The organism is Mariprofundus sp. NF, assembly GCF_013387455.1.
Classification (GTDB): Bacteria; Pseudomonadota; Zetaproteobacteria; order Mariprofundales; family Mariprofundaceae; genus Mariprofundus.
The window spans coordinates 365313-379762 of the sequence record NZ_VWNC01000001.1 but is presented as its reverse complement, the minus strand read 5'-3'; the positions used below and the strand labels follow the sequence as shown (position 1 = coordinate 379762).

The window sequence follows — 14450 nt, the reverse complement described above, 5'->3', positions numbered from 1 at the left end:
CCAAAATTTCGATTTCACACTCAGCCCTAAACTTATCACCAATCATCGGCTGAAGTTAGACTCTTCTCATCACAGCAATGGATCTGACTGCCATATTAATATCTGGAAACGTAAAAAGGCCTGACTTACGCCAGACCTTGATTACTTCGCTTCTAACCCGAATCGGGTTACTTCATGGCAGCCGCAGCGGCATCAACGGCATCGGAAGATTTTTCACTAACGACTTCTGCTGCTTCAGTTGCCACTTCAGCAGTGGCATCAACAGCATCAGAGGCAGCTTCACTGACAACCTCGGCTGCATCAGAGGCAACTTCAGAAGCGGCATCCACAGCTTTAGAAGCAGCCTCGCTCACAGCTTTTGCTGCATCAGTTGCAGTTTCAGAAGCTGCATCCATAGCATCGGAAGCCGCAGCCGGAATCGCTGTCTCTGCAGGTTTTTCATTTGAACAGGCTGCTAAAGAGAGTGTAACTACAGCAGCGATAGCTATGACTATGGTATTCAACTTCATTGGATTATTCTCCTTATTACAACTGTTCAATCGCCCATTAAAGGGCAGCTCATACAGTGTTGCAGCACATATTAGTCAATCAACTCCATTACTTCCACAAAGCCTGTAGTCATTGAACTCCCATTCCATACTTCCAGACAGACTATTCCTGACGAAAACTCGGGGTTGTTGCATCATGCATAGCCATCCACAATCTAAGACATGTTTCATATCATTGATGATGAAATCATCCTGTGTGAGCTGGCGGTAGAACTACTCACCTCTGCAGGCTATCAGGCGACAGCTTTCTCAAATCCGCTTGATTACATCGCATATCTCCACAGTGAGAATTATGTCTCTCCCATAGCCATCTTTACTGATGTCCGTATGCCTGAGATGAGTGGACTCACATTAATCGATAAAATTCATGCGAAATATCCTCAACAGAAAATCGTAGTGACCTCTGGTTACGATGAAGGCCAAGACGCCTACGAAAAGAAAATATGCCATTTCTTATCTAAGCCATACCATCCGGAAAAATTCATCGCTATCGCAAGCTCCATCGTTCGATGTGTTGATGAACAAGGCTCGGCTGTGAATACGACGTGTAAAAATTTAACGGCTAAAGCTCATCTGGATGCATGGCAATGCCCACTGCAGTGCACGCGGTGTGACGGAAGAACGCCTACTCCTGAGTAATTTAAGATCAAAAGCGATGGCGTTGATCTCTACAGCAAGGGGGGCAACGCACGAAACAGTTCAAAAAGAAGCAGCAGCGAGATGATCACCGTCAGGCAGGTGAACAGCACCAGTTTCCTGCCATAACCATTGAGCTTGCTTATCGGAGGCAGGGACTCTTTATAGCGCCGGCACTGCTCTTCGGACATCTCAATCATGAACAGTCTCTTAGGCCCGAAACGGATATAGACATAGAGCCCAAAAGCGCTATTCATGGTCAGTAGCAACGTCATGATCATGACTGTTTGTACTGTCATCTCAAATTCCACTGCCAGATTTTATTCTAATCAACACCTGCTCCCACCAATCCATTCAGCCGCCAACTCTCAACGTATAGCCGAAACCTGTATAGCCCCAATAGAGGGGAGACGATGAATTGGACTTTTATGATGCAATGCATAGAGTGCGCGCCCGCGTTGAAAACCTGTATCAACGCCGCCGTCACGGGATAACCCGACGGTGTATTTTTGGAGGATATACTATGACTGATTTTGTTGTTGAAGCTGAGCTTCGTGAAGAGACTGGCCGCAGCGCCGCACGCCGCATGCGCCGTGCTGGCAAACTGCCCGGCATTATTTATGGCGGTGACAAACCTGACCTGCCAATCACCATGGACTATAACACTGTTTCCAAGCTGTTGAATCAGGAAGCATTCCACACTTCCATGCTGGAAGTAAAAGTAAAAGGCTCACGCGGCAAGAACACCGTTCTGCTGAAGGATTCCCAGTATGATCCTCTGAAAGACACTGCTACACACCTTGATTTCATGCGTGTATCTGCTGCAGATAGCATCACTATGGAAGTTCCAGTGATTGCCATCAACTTCGAAACATGCCCGGGTGTTGCTCAGGGTGGCATGGTCGCTCTCATTCGCCACGCGCTGGAAGTTACCTGCCGTGCTGACTCTATTCCTGAGAGCATCGAAATCGACTGTACCGGACTTGAGATGGGCGCTACTGTGCACATCGAAGACGTCACGCTGCCAGAAGGCGCGGAAGTCCATCACGATGTTAACTTCACCATTCTGAACATCGCCCCACCTAAGGCAGCAGAAGCTGAAGAAACCGAAGAATCTGCAGAAGCAGTAGTAGAAACAGAAACAGAAAACGGCTCAGCAGAGTAAAGCTTAAATGAAACTGCTTGTCGGCCTGGGTAATCCGGGTAGCAAATACGAGCAGACGCGCCATAACATCGGCTTTCGTTTTCTCGATCTGCTGGCGAAATCGGAGGGGCTGCGCTTTGACGCAGCCCCTCGTTTTCATGCCGAGACTTGCATATGGAACCGCTCACCCAGTCAGCGCGTTCTACTGATCAAACCCCAGACGTTCATGAACCACAGCGGCGATGCCGTTGGTGCTCTGGCCCGTTATTATCAGGTGGATGACGAGGATATCTTCGTTGTTTATGATGATCTTGATCTACCCAGCGGCAAACTGCGCATCAAACAGGGTGGTGGCCACGGTGGCCACAACGGGCTGAAGTCGCTTAACGCACATCTGGAAACGCCTGAATACACGCGTATCAAAATCGGTATCGGTCGCCCGCCTCATGGCGATGTCACTGCGTGGGTACTGGGCAAACCCGATGAGGGTGATCGTGCTGATGAAAACCGAATCTTTGCAGCCCTGCTCGAAGAGGCAGGAACCCTGCTCGATGGCCAGTCAGACACTGCAGCCAATCGCATTCATATCGCACTACGTGCGGGTGAGGCGTAAGGAGGAGAGCGTGAGGCATAAATTCACTTCTTCTTCCCCTGACACCCTGCCCCTAACTCCTTACGAGGTAATAACATGGCACTGAGCATCGGAATTGTAGGTCTTCCCAATGTAGGTAAATCGACATTGTTTAACGCACTTAATGGTGGCGGCGCAGAAGCGGCCAACTACCCATTCTGCACGATTGATCCGAATGTCGGCATTGTACCAGTGCCGGACAAACGCATTGATGCACTCTCTGCCATCGTCAAACCGCAGGCGATCCAACACGCCATCGTTGAGTTTGTAGATATTGCCGGACTCGTGGCCGGTGCTGCCAGTGGCGAAGGGTTAGGTAATAAATTCCTCGCCAATATTCGCGAATGCTCTGCTATTGCTCACGTGGTACGCTGCTTTGATGATGAAAATGTAACCCATGTTGCGGGTAAGATTGATCCGCTCTCCGATATCGAAATTATCGACACCGAGTTGATGCTCAAGGATATGGATGGCATTGAGAAAAGCTTAATCCGCATCGAGAAGCTGGCGCGCACAGGCGACAAGGATGCCAAACTGCAGGCTGAAGTGTTCAAAAAGGTAAGCAAGGGGCTGGAGGATGGCACACCCGTCCGTCGTCAGGGTTTAAGTTCTGATGAGCTGGTTAAGATCAAAGAGCTCTGCCTGCTGACCGCCAAACCGGTCCTCTATGTGGCCAATGTTGATGATGGCTCACTGCCCGATGGTAATGCCTATGTCGAAAAGGTGCGTGAGTTTGCAGCTCAGGAGGGTGCCGGTGTTGCCGTTGTATCCGCCCAGATCGAAGCTGAATTGATTGAGATGGATGAGGAGTCACAGACAGAGTTTCTGGCTGATCTGGGACTGTCCGAGCCCGGCTTAAATACCGTGATCCGCGAGGCATACACACTGCTCGATCTGATCTCCTATTTCACAGCCGGAGTAAAAGAGGTGCGTGCCTGGACTATTCATCGTGGTGATACCGCACCCAAAGCTGCGGCAGTGATTCACAATGATTTTGAAAAAGGTTTTATTCGTGCCGAGACTATCGCATATGAAGATTATGTTAGCCTTGGTGGCGAAGCCAAAGCCAAAGAGGCAGGCAAAATGAGGCTTGAAGGAAAGGAGTACATCGTCAAGGATGGCGATGTCATGCACTTCAGATTTAATGTATAATCCGAGCATAGACATAGGGGAGAGTTAAACATGGACATCACAAAAATTCCTGCCGGCAATAATGCGCCAGATGATATCAATGTAGTTATCGAAGTACCTCAGCATGGCGATCCGATCAAATACGAACTGGATAAAGAGTCCGGCGCCGTTTTCGTAGATCGTTTCATGCACACCGCCATGCACTATCCGTGCAACTATGGTTTTATACCCAATACCCTCTCTGATGATGGTGACCCGGTAGATGTGCTGGTGGTCTCTCAGTTCCCTCTTATTCCAGGCTGCGTGATCAACTGCCGTCCTATTGGCGTACTACAGATGGAAGATGAAGCGGGCATGGATGCTAAAGTGCTGGCAGTACCTGCGGAAAAGTTAAAACCTGTGAATTGTCGTGTTCATGGTCCTGAAGATCTGCCCTCCTTCCTGACTGCTCAAATTCGACACTTCTTTGAGCACTACAAAGATCTCGAAAAAGACAAGTGGGTGAAAGTAACAGGCTGGGGTAATGCTGAAGCAGCCAAGAAGGAGATCACGGATTCCATTGCCAATTACAAGGCTGAAGCTTGACGGTTTCGTTTTAAAACTTCATAAAGGTGGCTGAGCAATCAGCCACCTTTTTTTATGGCTATTCAAAATGTCGACAGGGAGGTTCTAATGATCACAACTATGATTCCGATCATATTTGGCATGTTGGGACTGGCCTGCGCCTGGTACATCTATCTGGCCGTTAAGCGATTCCCCGCAGGCGAGGGTAAAGTCACCGAAATCGCGGCCGCCATTCACCTTGGTGCCATGGTCTTCATGCGGCGTGAATATACAATTCTGGCCATCTTTGTAACCGTCGTCGCTTTCGCCCTCTTCGTCAGCCTGGGCAGCCATACCATGATTGCATTTCTGGTCGGTGCCGCCTGCTCAGCGATGGCCGGCTACTTTGGCATGTTTGCTGCAACCAAAGCCAATGTACGCACAGCCGTAGCCGCCCAGCATGAGGGTGCAGGCACAGCCTTGACCATCGCTTTCTTCGGCGGCTCAGTCATGGGACTTACCGTTGCTTCACTCGGCCTGCTGGGACTTGGCACCCTCTACCTCTTTTTCGGTGGTGACCCTGCCACGGCACACGCCATCCACGGCTTCGGTATGGGTGCCTCATCCGTTGCCCTTTTCTCACGTGTCGGTGGTGGCATCTTCACCAAAAGTGCTGATGTCGGTGCCGATCTGGTGGGTAAGATTGAAGCGGGAATACCTGAGGATGATCCGCGTAATCCCGGTGTGATTGCCGATAATGTCGGTGATAATGTCGGTGATGTGGCTGGCATGGGCTCGGATATCTTCGAATCCTACTGCGGTGCTATCATTGCAACGATCGCTATGGCCTCAACGCTGGCAGCAGACATTCTTGATCCATTGGGCGCACAGCAGTCACTGATGTTTCTGCCGCTGGCGCTCGCCTCTACCGGCCTGATCTGCTCGATCATCGGCATTGGACTGGTCAAAATGTTATCAGCCCATCAGGCAGAGGCTGCCCTGCGTACCGGCACCATTGGTGCCACACTGCTGTTTATTGCCGCCTCCTATTTCGTCATCTCACTTAGTGATGTTTCTACCCATGTCTGGGGAGCTGTTATCTCCGGTGCACTTGGCGGTATCGTCATTGGACTTATCACAGAATACTATACCGGCGACCAGCCGGTTCGTGATATTGCCAAGGCTGGTGAAACCGGCCCTGCCACCGTCATCATCTCCGGTCTGGCTATCGGCATGCAGTCGGTGATTATCCCCGTACTGACCATTGCTGCGATCATCTTTATCTCCACGAATCTGTGTGGCCTCTACGGCGTTGGCATTGCTGCTGTCGGTATGCTGGCCACAGTCGGCATGACCATGGCCATCGATGCCTACGGCCCGGTTGCCGATAATGCAGGCGGCATCGCGGAGATGGCAGGCCTTGGTGATGAGACACGTGCTATCACCGACTCTCTCGATGAGCTGGGCAACACCACCGCCGCCATCGGCAAAGGTTTTGCCATTGGTGCAGCAGCCCTTGCTGCACTGGCCATCATCACCGCCTATGTACAGACCGTATCGGCCAATGTCCCCGACTTCAGCCTTGAGCTCTCTCATCCCATTGTGCTGGTCGGTATGTTTATCGGTGCCCTCTTCCCCTTCTGGGTCGCATCCCTGACCATGACAGCTGTCGGAGATGCCGCCTTTGAGATGATCAAAGAGATTCGTAGGCAATTCCGTGAAATTCCCGGATTGATGGAGGGTACAGGAGAACCCGATCATGAACGCTGTATCAGCATCGCCACCAATGCCGCTCTGAAAAAGATGGTACTGCCCGGTGTTCTGGCTGTGGCAGCCCCTGTACTCGTCGGCTTCGGGTTGGGACCAGAGGCACTCGGCGGCATGCTTGGTGGCGCGCTGGTCTGCTGTGTGCTGCTGGCACTGACCATGGCCAATGCCGGTGGTGCCTGGGACAATGCCAAGAAATATGTCGAACAGGGTAATCTCGGCGGTAAAGGTTCAGATGTTCACAAAGCCGTGGTTGTTGGCGATACTGTGGGTGACCCGTTCAAGGATACTTCCGGCCCATCAATGAATATCCTGATTAATGTGATGGCCATCGTTTCTCTGGTGATCGCACCTCTGCTAGGATAGCCCGAATCGGTCTGTTATCAGACCATAATTATCAGGAGTTATAATCATGAGTGATGATCTCAAAGAAAATGTCATGGATACCAACATCTGGCTGCGACTGGTTTTCATGCTGCTGTTTGCCGTGGTATTTGCTGCTACACGTGTGGTACTGGTAGCTGTCATAGCTGTGCAGTTCCTCTGGGTACTATTTACCGCCAAGCGCAATGATAAACTGCTCTCCTTCGGCTCTCAGCTGGCAACCTTTCTCTATCAAATCTACCGTTACCTGAGTTTCAACACCGAAAAACGTCCGTTTCCTTTTGATGATTTCCCATCCGATGAAGCCCTACTGGATGACAATGAAGCTGAGGACGAAGTAGTCGTTGCTGCCGAAGAGGCTCCTGCTGTTGAACCGGAAATTGTCGCAGAAGCAGAAGTCGTTGAAGAGAAGAAGCCAGCACCAAAGCGTAAACCACGCAAACCTGCAGCCAGGAAAGAGGCTGAAGAAGAGAAACCTGCTGACTCCGAACCTGAAATCAGTAGTGAAGAGAAAAAAGATTAACCTGCTACTATCTCAATAAAAAAGGGCGGCCCGAAATCGGTGCCGCCCTTTTTTTATCTCTGATAACTCAAAAACAGAGTAATGTAATGTAACCTCAACCGCCGAGTTCGCGGGTGGCAGCTTCGATATCTCTCTCAAGCTGTTTGAGCAGATCATTGCGCCGCACCGCGTTCACCTCATCTGCAGAGATATAGGGGAGAAAACGGAAGGTAATGGTTCCCGGTTTCTTGATGAAACCGCGTTTGGGCCAGAGGGCTCCGGCATTGTGTGCCATCGGCAAAATGCCAGCCTTCGCCTTCTGCGCCAGAATCACACCGCCTGGTTGATAGTTACCTGTAGCACCCACAGCTGAGCGTGTCCCCTCGGGAAAGATCACCACCCAGCGCTCCTGCTCCAGCATAGCTGTACCATCATGGATCACCTGCTTGATCGCCTCGCGCGGGCTTCCCCTGCGAATGCCGATCGTACCCATCAGTGCCAGCGCCCAACCGAAGAAGGGGATATTGAACAGCTCCCGTTTAAGAATCCATGTGTAGGGCGGCACCAGCATAGGCATAGCCACGGTCTCTGCTGCCGATTGATGTTTGGCCACCACCACACAGGCGTGATCGGGCAGATGTTCCTGCCCCTCAATCACCACTCGAATGCCACAGAGCACCCTCAACAAAAAGAATGTCGTGTTTGACCACATTTTGGCCCATACCCATGAGGCAGAGAAACCAAACGGGCGAAACAGAATCACCAGCAGCGAGAAGAGCGGCGTAAGAATCATAAAACAGGCATTAAACAGCGCTGATCGAATAGCCAGCATCAGCACTCTCCCAAAACAGCATCAACTGCTGTGGCCAGATTGGCAAAAGCCTGAATCTCCGGCATCAACTGTCGTGATTTCTCTAAAATCTTATCAGCATCGCCATATCCACTCTGCACCAGCATGGCAGGAACCTTTGCTGCAAAGGCCGCCTCGACATCACGGATCGAATCACCGATAAACAGTGCATCTTCAGGCTTGTCAGGGAGATTCAGTGCAGCAAGGGAGTCGATCACCATGCCCGGCAGAGGTTTACGGCAAACACAACCATCATCCGGCCCGTGCGGGCAGTAGGCGACATGTGAGATATAACCACCAGCCTGCTCAATCGCCAGCATCATTTTGGCATGGATATCGTTGAATGTATCCCTATCCATCATGCCGCGTCCAAGGCCGGACTGGTTGCTGACAATAGCCAATTTGATTCCTGCGCTGTGCAGGCGTGCAATCGCCTCAAGGGCGCCGGGAATCGGCTGCCACTGCTCGGGGCTTAAAATATAATCGGGCGAATCAAAATTGATCACCCCGTCACGATCCAGCAGCACGGCTTTTGGTCTGATCTGTTTGCCTCTATCCATGCCGGAACAATACGCGCTGCACCGGATAGAGAAAAGCGAAGAACGGTGAAATTATTTTGATGCCATCATTGTATGCATCAATTGACTCAACTCTTGAATCGCCACCGGTTTATTCAGCAGCTCAAAGTTATCGAACTGATCAACCTCTTCACTACGTCCAGAAAAGTCGTAACCGGTCATCAGAATGACTGGAATGTCGCTATTGAGCTTGCGAACCTGCTGAATCAGTTCAACACCGCCCATCTCCGGCATCACCATATCCGACAGCAGAATAGCAATCTCATCCTGATGGTCCCGATAGTAATCCAATGCTGCCACACCATTGGCGGCCTCAACCACCAGATAGCCCAGGCTCCTCAGCACCTCAGCCACGGTTTCAAGAATCACCTCATCATCATCCACCAGCAACACCATTTGCCCCGAACCGGCAACCGCCTCCTCTTCGACCTCTCTCTCTTCACTTCGCTGCTCCTGCAGCAATGGCAGGTAGATGTGCATGGTTGTGCCCTGCCCTGCTTCACTATCAATCTCAAGCACACCACCGTGTGTCTGCACTGCGCCATATACCATCGCCAGACCAAGGCCGGTTCCCTTACCTACCCCTTTGGTGGTGAAAAACGGTTCAACCACCTTATCGATCAGATCCGATGGAATGCCACAGCCACTGTCCTGTACAGAGAGATGCGCCAGCTGATCACCTTTCAGCTCAGGATATTTCTGCTGGAATTCCTGCGTGGCTCCATACAGCTCAAGAGATGCTGTGATACAAGGGTTCTCACTATCAGCCACTGCATCACGGGCATTATTCAGCAGGTTCATCACCACCTGCTGCAGCTGGGTGGCATCACCTTTGATAAGCATACTCTGCTCTGTCACCGACTTGCTCACCCTGATGTTCTCAGGGATTGCACTACAGGCAAGTTTCAGCCCCTCTTTAATAAAAGCATTGAGATGGATCGAACGCAGTTCAACCATATCCTTGCGGGCAAAGGTGAGCAGCTGATGTACCATATCCGCAGCCCGGACACTTAGCTTCTCCACCTTCTCCAACTTGTCGGCCACAACAGCAGGCTCATCAATCTTGCGCTTGGCCAGATAGACGTTGCCCTGCAGAGCGGCCAGCATGTTATTAAAATCGTGGGCAATGCCACCGACCAGTGTACCTATCGCCTCCATCTTCTGAGCCTGCATGAACTGCGCTTCAAGCTTCTCATGTTCGGTCATATCCTGTTGCAGGGATACGAAGTGGGTGATCTCACCAGACTCATCGTGAATCGGCGCTACATTCATCAGCGCCGGATAGAAGCTACCATCCTTACGTCGGTCAATAAGCGTACCATGCCAAACCTCTCCCGCAGTGATGGTCTCCCACAACTCCTTATAAAAGGAGGGATCCTGAGCATGACTTTTAAGCATGGATGGCGTTCTTCCAAGCACCTCATCGGGCTGATAGCCGGTAATCTGACAAAAAGCCGGGTTCACATATTCAATCACTGCATTGCGATCGGTAATCAGAATCGCCTCACCAGCCTCACTAATCGCCATTAACAGTTTGCGCTGTTCAGCCTGAGCTTTAACCTGATCAGACAGATCACGAATCATCACAGTCATAATAGTATCATCTTCAACGACAACTTTAGAAATTGATATTTCTACGGGGAACTCTTCACCACTCTTTCGCAATCCAAAAATGCCACTACTTCGGCGATGAATCATTATGTTGGAATTTTCTTTTTTAAAGGCCTCAACACCACGGCTATGCCCTTCTTTAAACTTCTCAGGAATCAATTGATCTACATGTTTACCCAACAGATCAGCTTCTGTGTAGCCAAACATCATCTCAGCCGCTCTGTTAAACAAAATAATTTCCTGATGCTGATTGATGGATACAATCGCATCTGCTGCCATCTCCACAATACTTGAAAAGCGATCTCTACTGGCGATCATCTCCAGCTCTACCAGCTTGCGTTTGGTGATATCCTGCACGGTGCCTACCGAGCGAACTGCTATGCCATCCTCATATTCGGTTTGACACTTCTCTTGTACCCACTTGACTGTGCCATCAAGCATAAGCAGACGATGTTCGATATCATATTCTGTCCTACTCTCAACTGAGGTAGTGTAGGCCGAATTCACAAAATCCAGATCATCAGGGTGTACCCTCTCCAGAAACGTCTCATAGGTATTTACTTCTCCCGGCTCTACACCAAAGATGTAATAGTTCTCATTGGACCAGAAAAGGTTGTTGTTGGTAAGGTCAAGTTCCCAGTGTCCAAGTTGAGCAACCTCTTGCGCAACTTCATGCATTGTCTCTGACTTCTGCAGTGCTTTTGTGGTACGACTCCGTTCAGTGGTATTTTCAAACAGCACGCCAACACACTGCTCAGGAAGAGCAAATGCCTGCACAGCGAAGGTTGATCGCTCAACCCGTTCATCTCCATATTCAACTTCATCAATAGTAAATGGGGTACCTGTTCGTACCACCTCAGCATACTGATGTGGTAATCCAGAGCTGCGAATATCCGGAAATGCCTCATCAATCGTTTTGCCAATCAGCAGCGAAATATCGAAACCTGTAAATTCGGATGAAGCCGGATTATTATCAATCAGACGTAATGAGCTGTCATCATCCAAATCTTCAAGCTGGTACACGTGCAGGCCAACTCTCATATTATTTGCGATGTCTTGATATCTCAGAGTTTCCACTTCTGATTTTAAAGATTTTTCAGACTCTTTGATGGCCTCTTGCCAACGTCTGAAGGAGAACCAGAAAGCAACCAACGAAAAGGATAGAAGTGCCAACAGTGCCTCATCAAGTTGCCACTGCTCATTGCTATGAAGAATATCGTAGCAAACTTCAAACAGGTTCAGGAAGATGCCCGCCGACCATACTGCGGCAACAACTACTGCTGCAATAATCAGGTCGCTTTTATAATTGCTGCCGGTAGCTCGGCTCAACGGGTTAGCCCATTCAATAATAAATGATCACGACTCATTCAACACACTCCTGGAGAAGCTGTTTGTTCATGTACCCATATGTACGAGCAATGATAATGCCAAAAATCACTATCACTGTTATTCACTTGCCATTCTGTTCCTCAGGTACAAAAAAAAGGCCGCTAAAAGCGGCCCTTTTTTTCAATCATTGTTGCTGTTACTCCTGAGAAGCGAACCAGCGTTCTACATCAAGTGCTGCTTTACAGCCTTCACCGGCACTGGTCACTGCCTGACGATAAACCGGATCGGCTACGTCGCCTGCAGCAAACACGCCTTCGACCGAAGTGGCTGTGCTCTTGCCGCGGGTTTTCAGGTAGCCGGTTGCATCCATCTCCAGCTGCCCGCCAAGGAAGCCTGTGTTGGGCTTGTGACCAATGGCGATAAAGACACCATGCACATCCAGTTCACGGGTGGTGCCATCAATAGTTGATTTCAGGCGAATACCGGTCACGCCTGAATCATCACCGAGGATCTCATCGGTCGTACTGCACCATGCCACATCAATATTCTCAGTTGCTAGCAGCTTATCCTGCATAATTTTCTCAGCACGCAGCTCATCACGACGATGGATCAATGTGACTTTATTGCAGAGATTGGCCAGATAGAGCGCCTCTTCCACAGCAGTATCACCACCACCGACCACAGCTACATTTTTACCGCGATAGAAGAAACCATCACAGGTGGCACAGGCAGAAACACCCCGTCCTGCAAAGGCCTCTTCACTCGGCAGCCCCAGATACTGAGCCGAAGCGCCTGTCGCGATGATCAGTGCATCACAGGTGTAGGTGCCGTCATCACCTTTAAGTGTGAACGGAGGTTTGGAGAGATCGGTCTCATTGATATGGTCCCAGATGATCTCAGTGCCGAAACGCTCAGCCTGAGCTTTGAAATCTTCCATCATCTCAGGACCCTGCACGCCATCCTTATAACCCGGATAGTTATCCACATCGGTCGTCGTGGTCAGCTGACCACCGGCCTGCTGCCCCTGAATAACAACAGGGTTCAGGTTGGCACGGGCGGCATAGATTGCAGCCGAATAACCCGCAGGGCCGGAACCAAGAATGATCAAATGATGGTGAACAGAATCAGACATGAAAAACTCCGCAGAAAAAATCGATGATGAAACCTAGCGCAGCCCCCCCGAATCGCAATGACAGAAAATCATTTTCCGCAAGGGCCCAAAGAGCGCAAAGTATTTGAAAGGGGCATTCAACGGCGAATGACAAAGCGGACACCGAGGCTGATCTGTCGCCAACTGCTATATAATATTGATTTTCCTTTGCGAACCTTTGCGCCCTTGGCGGTGCAATCCTCAGATAAGGAAAAGGGTTGCCAGGCCGAGGAACGAGAAGAAACCGACGACATCGGTCACCGTAGTCAGAATCGTGCCTGATGCCAGTGCCGGGTCAATATTCAGCCGTTGCAGAGTAAGAGGAATCATTGAACCGGCAAGACCGGCGGCAAACAGATTGATCATCATCGCCGCAGCAATAATCCAGCCCAGTCTGATACCCAGATCAGGAAACCAGAATGAGGCAATGGTGCCGATCACTACGGCAAAGGTAATGCCGGAAACCAAACCGACCGACACCTCTTTGATCAGCGTACGGCGTGAATTGGCAAAGGTAACCCTTCCAAGCGCAATACCGCGTACAATCACCGTCAATGTCTGGGTGCCGGCAATGCCGCCCATGCTGGCAACAATCGGCATCAACACGGCCAGCGCCACAATCTGCGCAATGGTCGCCTCAAACTGAGCAATGACAAAGGAAGCGGCAATGGCGGTCATCAGATTCACAGCCAGCCAGACACCACGCCTGCGCGCAGTAATGCCGACCGGTTCAGCCAGGTCGTCATCATCCGAAAGTGCTGCCAGTCTAAACATATCCTCGGTTGCTTCTTCCTGAATCACATCGATCACATCATCGGCGGTAATGCGGCCGACAAGCACGCCCCGCTCATCAACAACCGGCAGTGCCAGCACATCATATTTTTCAAAGATGTGCGCCACATCTTCCTGATCCTGTCCGGCAAAAGCACGTGGAAAATCTGCTTTGGCAACCGATGCAACAATCACATCCGGTTCGGAAAACAGCAGCTCGTGCAGTGACAGGACTCCGACCAGAAGATCATCATCATCGACAACATAGACGTAGTTAAGGTTTTCGATCTCCCTGCCAAAGCGGCGCAGCACCTGCAGTACCTTCTCGACCGACCAGTCATCACGCACCTTGAAGAGCTCAGCCTGCATCAGACCACCGGCAGACTCCTCATCATGGATCATGAGTTGTTCGATTTCGCGTCGCTCTGCCGGCTCCAGATGTTCAATGACCTCATCGGCCACCTCTTTATCCACCGCCTGCAGAATATCGGCTGCATCATCGGAATCGAGATGGGCTACAAAATCCTCAACTTCACCGGCCTTGTAATCGGCAAGCAGATCCTCCTGCATACCTTCCGGCAGTTCGAGCAGCACCTCACCCAGCATCTCATCGGGAATATATTCAATCAGGGTATGACGTTCACTATCCTTGCGGCAGGCAAGCAGAAGCTCACCGAGTTCCGAGCCGTGCATCGTCGACAACAGCTCTTCAAGTCGTGACTCATCCCACTTGGCGAGATGCAGTGCTTCCTTGCTGCTTAGCAGTTCCTGACTGTCATCATGGTTATGCACTGCACTCCTCCTCAGTATCTGTTTACAGGGACTAGCGAACAGCGCAAGGCTACACCACTGCCAGTAGCCTTGAAATGGTCATT

General features: G+C 50.6%; 14 protein-coding genes. 7 read left to right on the top strand and 7 right to left on the bottom strand.

Annotated features, from left to right (window positions below):
• Positions 1 to 167 precede the first annotated feature (167 nt).
• The gene (locus F3F96_RS01805; RefSeq protein WP_206675241.1) at positions 168 to 509 is read right to left on the bottom strand and encodes a hypothetical protein; all 342 of its coding nucleotides are present in this window, start codon (positions 507 to 509) and stop codon (positions 168 to 170) included.
• Positions 510 to 710: 201 nt separating this feature from the next.
• On the opposite strand from F3F96_RS01805, the gene F3F96_RS01800 reads away from it, so the two are divergent.
• Positions 711 to 1187 carry a response regulator gene (locus tag F3F96_RS01800; protein ID WP_176961535.1) on the top strand — a complete coding sequence of 159 codons (477 nt, stop codon included), beginning with the start codon at positions 711 to 713 and terminating at the stop codon, positions 1185 to 1187.
• 29 nt (positions 1188 to 1216) lie between these two features.
• On the opposite strand, the gene F3F96_RS01795 is transcribed toward F3F96_RS01800, so the two are convergent.
• The gene (locus F3F96_RS01795) at positions 1217 to 1483 is read right to left on the bottom strand and encodes a hypothetical protein (protein ID WP_176961534.1); all 267 of its coding nucleotides are present in this window, start codon (positions 1481 to 1483) and stop codon (positions 1217 to 1219) included.
• A gap of 224 nt (positions 1484 to 1707) precedes the next feature.
• Between F3F96_RS01795 and F3F96_RS01790 the strand changes: the two genes are divergently transcribed.
• From F3F96_RS01790 to F3F96_RS01765, 6 genes are all read left to right on the top strand, one after another.
• Complete coding sequence (locus tag F3F96_RS01790) at positions 1708 to 2349, top strand: 50S ribosomal protein L25/general stress protein Ctc (RefSeq protein WP_176961533.1); 642 nt, start codon at positions 1708 to 1710, stop codon at positions 2347 to 2349.
• A gap of 7 nt (positions 2350 to 2356) precedes the next feature.
• Positions 2357 to 2941 (top strand): aminoacyl-tRNA hydrolase, encoded by a 585-nt coding sequence (pth, locus tag F3F96_RS01785; RefSeq protein ID WP_176961532.1) that lies wholly within the window; start codon positions 2357 to 2359, stop codon positions 2939 to 2941.
• A gap of 75 nt (positions 2942 to 3016) precedes the next feature.
• On the top strand, positions 3017 to 4111 hold the full coding sequence (gene ychF / locus F3F96_RS01780; RefSeq protein WP_176961531.1) for a redox-regulated ATPase YchF: 1095 nt from the start codon (positions 3017 to 3019) through the stop codon (positions 4109 to 4111).
• Between the two features lie 30 nt (positions 4112 to 4141).
• The gene (gene ppa / locus F3F96_RS01775; RefSeq protein WP_176961530.1) at positions 4142 to 4675 is read left to right on the top strand and encodes an inorganic diphosphatase; all 534 of its coding nucleotides are present in this window, start codon (positions 4142 to 4144) and stop codon (positions 4673 to 4675) included.
• Between the two features lie 87 nt (positions 4676 to 4762).
• Positions 4763 to 6766 carry a sodium-translocating pyrophosphatase gene (locus tag F3F96_RS01770; RefSeq protein WP_176961529.1) on the top strand — a complete coding sequence of 668 codons (2004 nt, stop codon included), beginning with the start codon at positions 4763 to 4765 and terminating at the stop codon, positions 6764 to 6766.
• A gap of 46 nt (positions 6767 to 6812) precedes the next feature.
• Entirely contained in the window at positions 6813 to 7307 is a 495-nt protein-coding gene (locus F3F96_RS01765) for a DUF4389 domain-containing protein (protein ID WP_176961528.1), read from the top strand.
• 94 nt (positions 7308 to 7401) lie between these two features.
• Here the strand turns inward: F3F96_RS01765 and F3F96_RS01760 are convergent, their stop codons facing one another.
• The 5 genes from F3F96_RS01760 to mgtE form a co-directional block, all read right to left on the bottom strand.
• Positions 7402 to 8118, bottom strand: coding sequence for a 1-acyl-sn-glycerol-3-phosphate acyltransferase (locus tag F3F96_RS01760; RefSeq protein WP_176961527.1), 717 nt, complete (start codon positions 8116 to 8118; stop codon positions 7402 to 7404).
• Entirely contained in the window at positions 8118 to 8696 is a 579-nt protein-coding gene (locus F3F96_RS01755; RefSeq protein WP_176961526.1) for an HAD-IIIA family hydrolase, read from the bottom strand. Before F3F96_RS01755 ends, F3F96_RS01760 begins: the two co-directional genes overlap by 1 nt.
• A gap of 51 nt (positions 8697 to 8747) precedes the next feature.
• The gene (locus F3F96_RS01750) at positions 8748 to 11654 is read right to left on the bottom strand and encodes a PAS domain-containing sensor histidine kinase (protein WP_176961525.1); all 2907 of its coding nucleotides are present in this window, start codon (positions 11652 to 11654) and stop codon (positions 8748 to 8750) included.
• A gap of 196 nt (positions 11655 to 11850) precedes the next feature.
• Complete coding sequence (trxB, locus tag F3F96_RS01745; RefSeq protein ID WP_176961524.1) at positions 11851 to 12786, bottom strand: thioredoxin-disulfide reductase; 936 nt, start codon at positions 12784 to 12786, stop codon at positions 11851 to 11853.
• Positions 12787 to 13005: 219 nt separating this feature from the next.
• Complete coding sequence (gene mgtE / locus F3F96_RS01740; protein ID WP_176961523.1) at positions 13006 to 14367, bottom strand: magnesium transporter; 1362 nt, start codon at positions 14365 to 14367, stop codon at positions 13006 to 13008.
• Positions 14368 to 14450 lie beyond the last annotated feature (83 nt).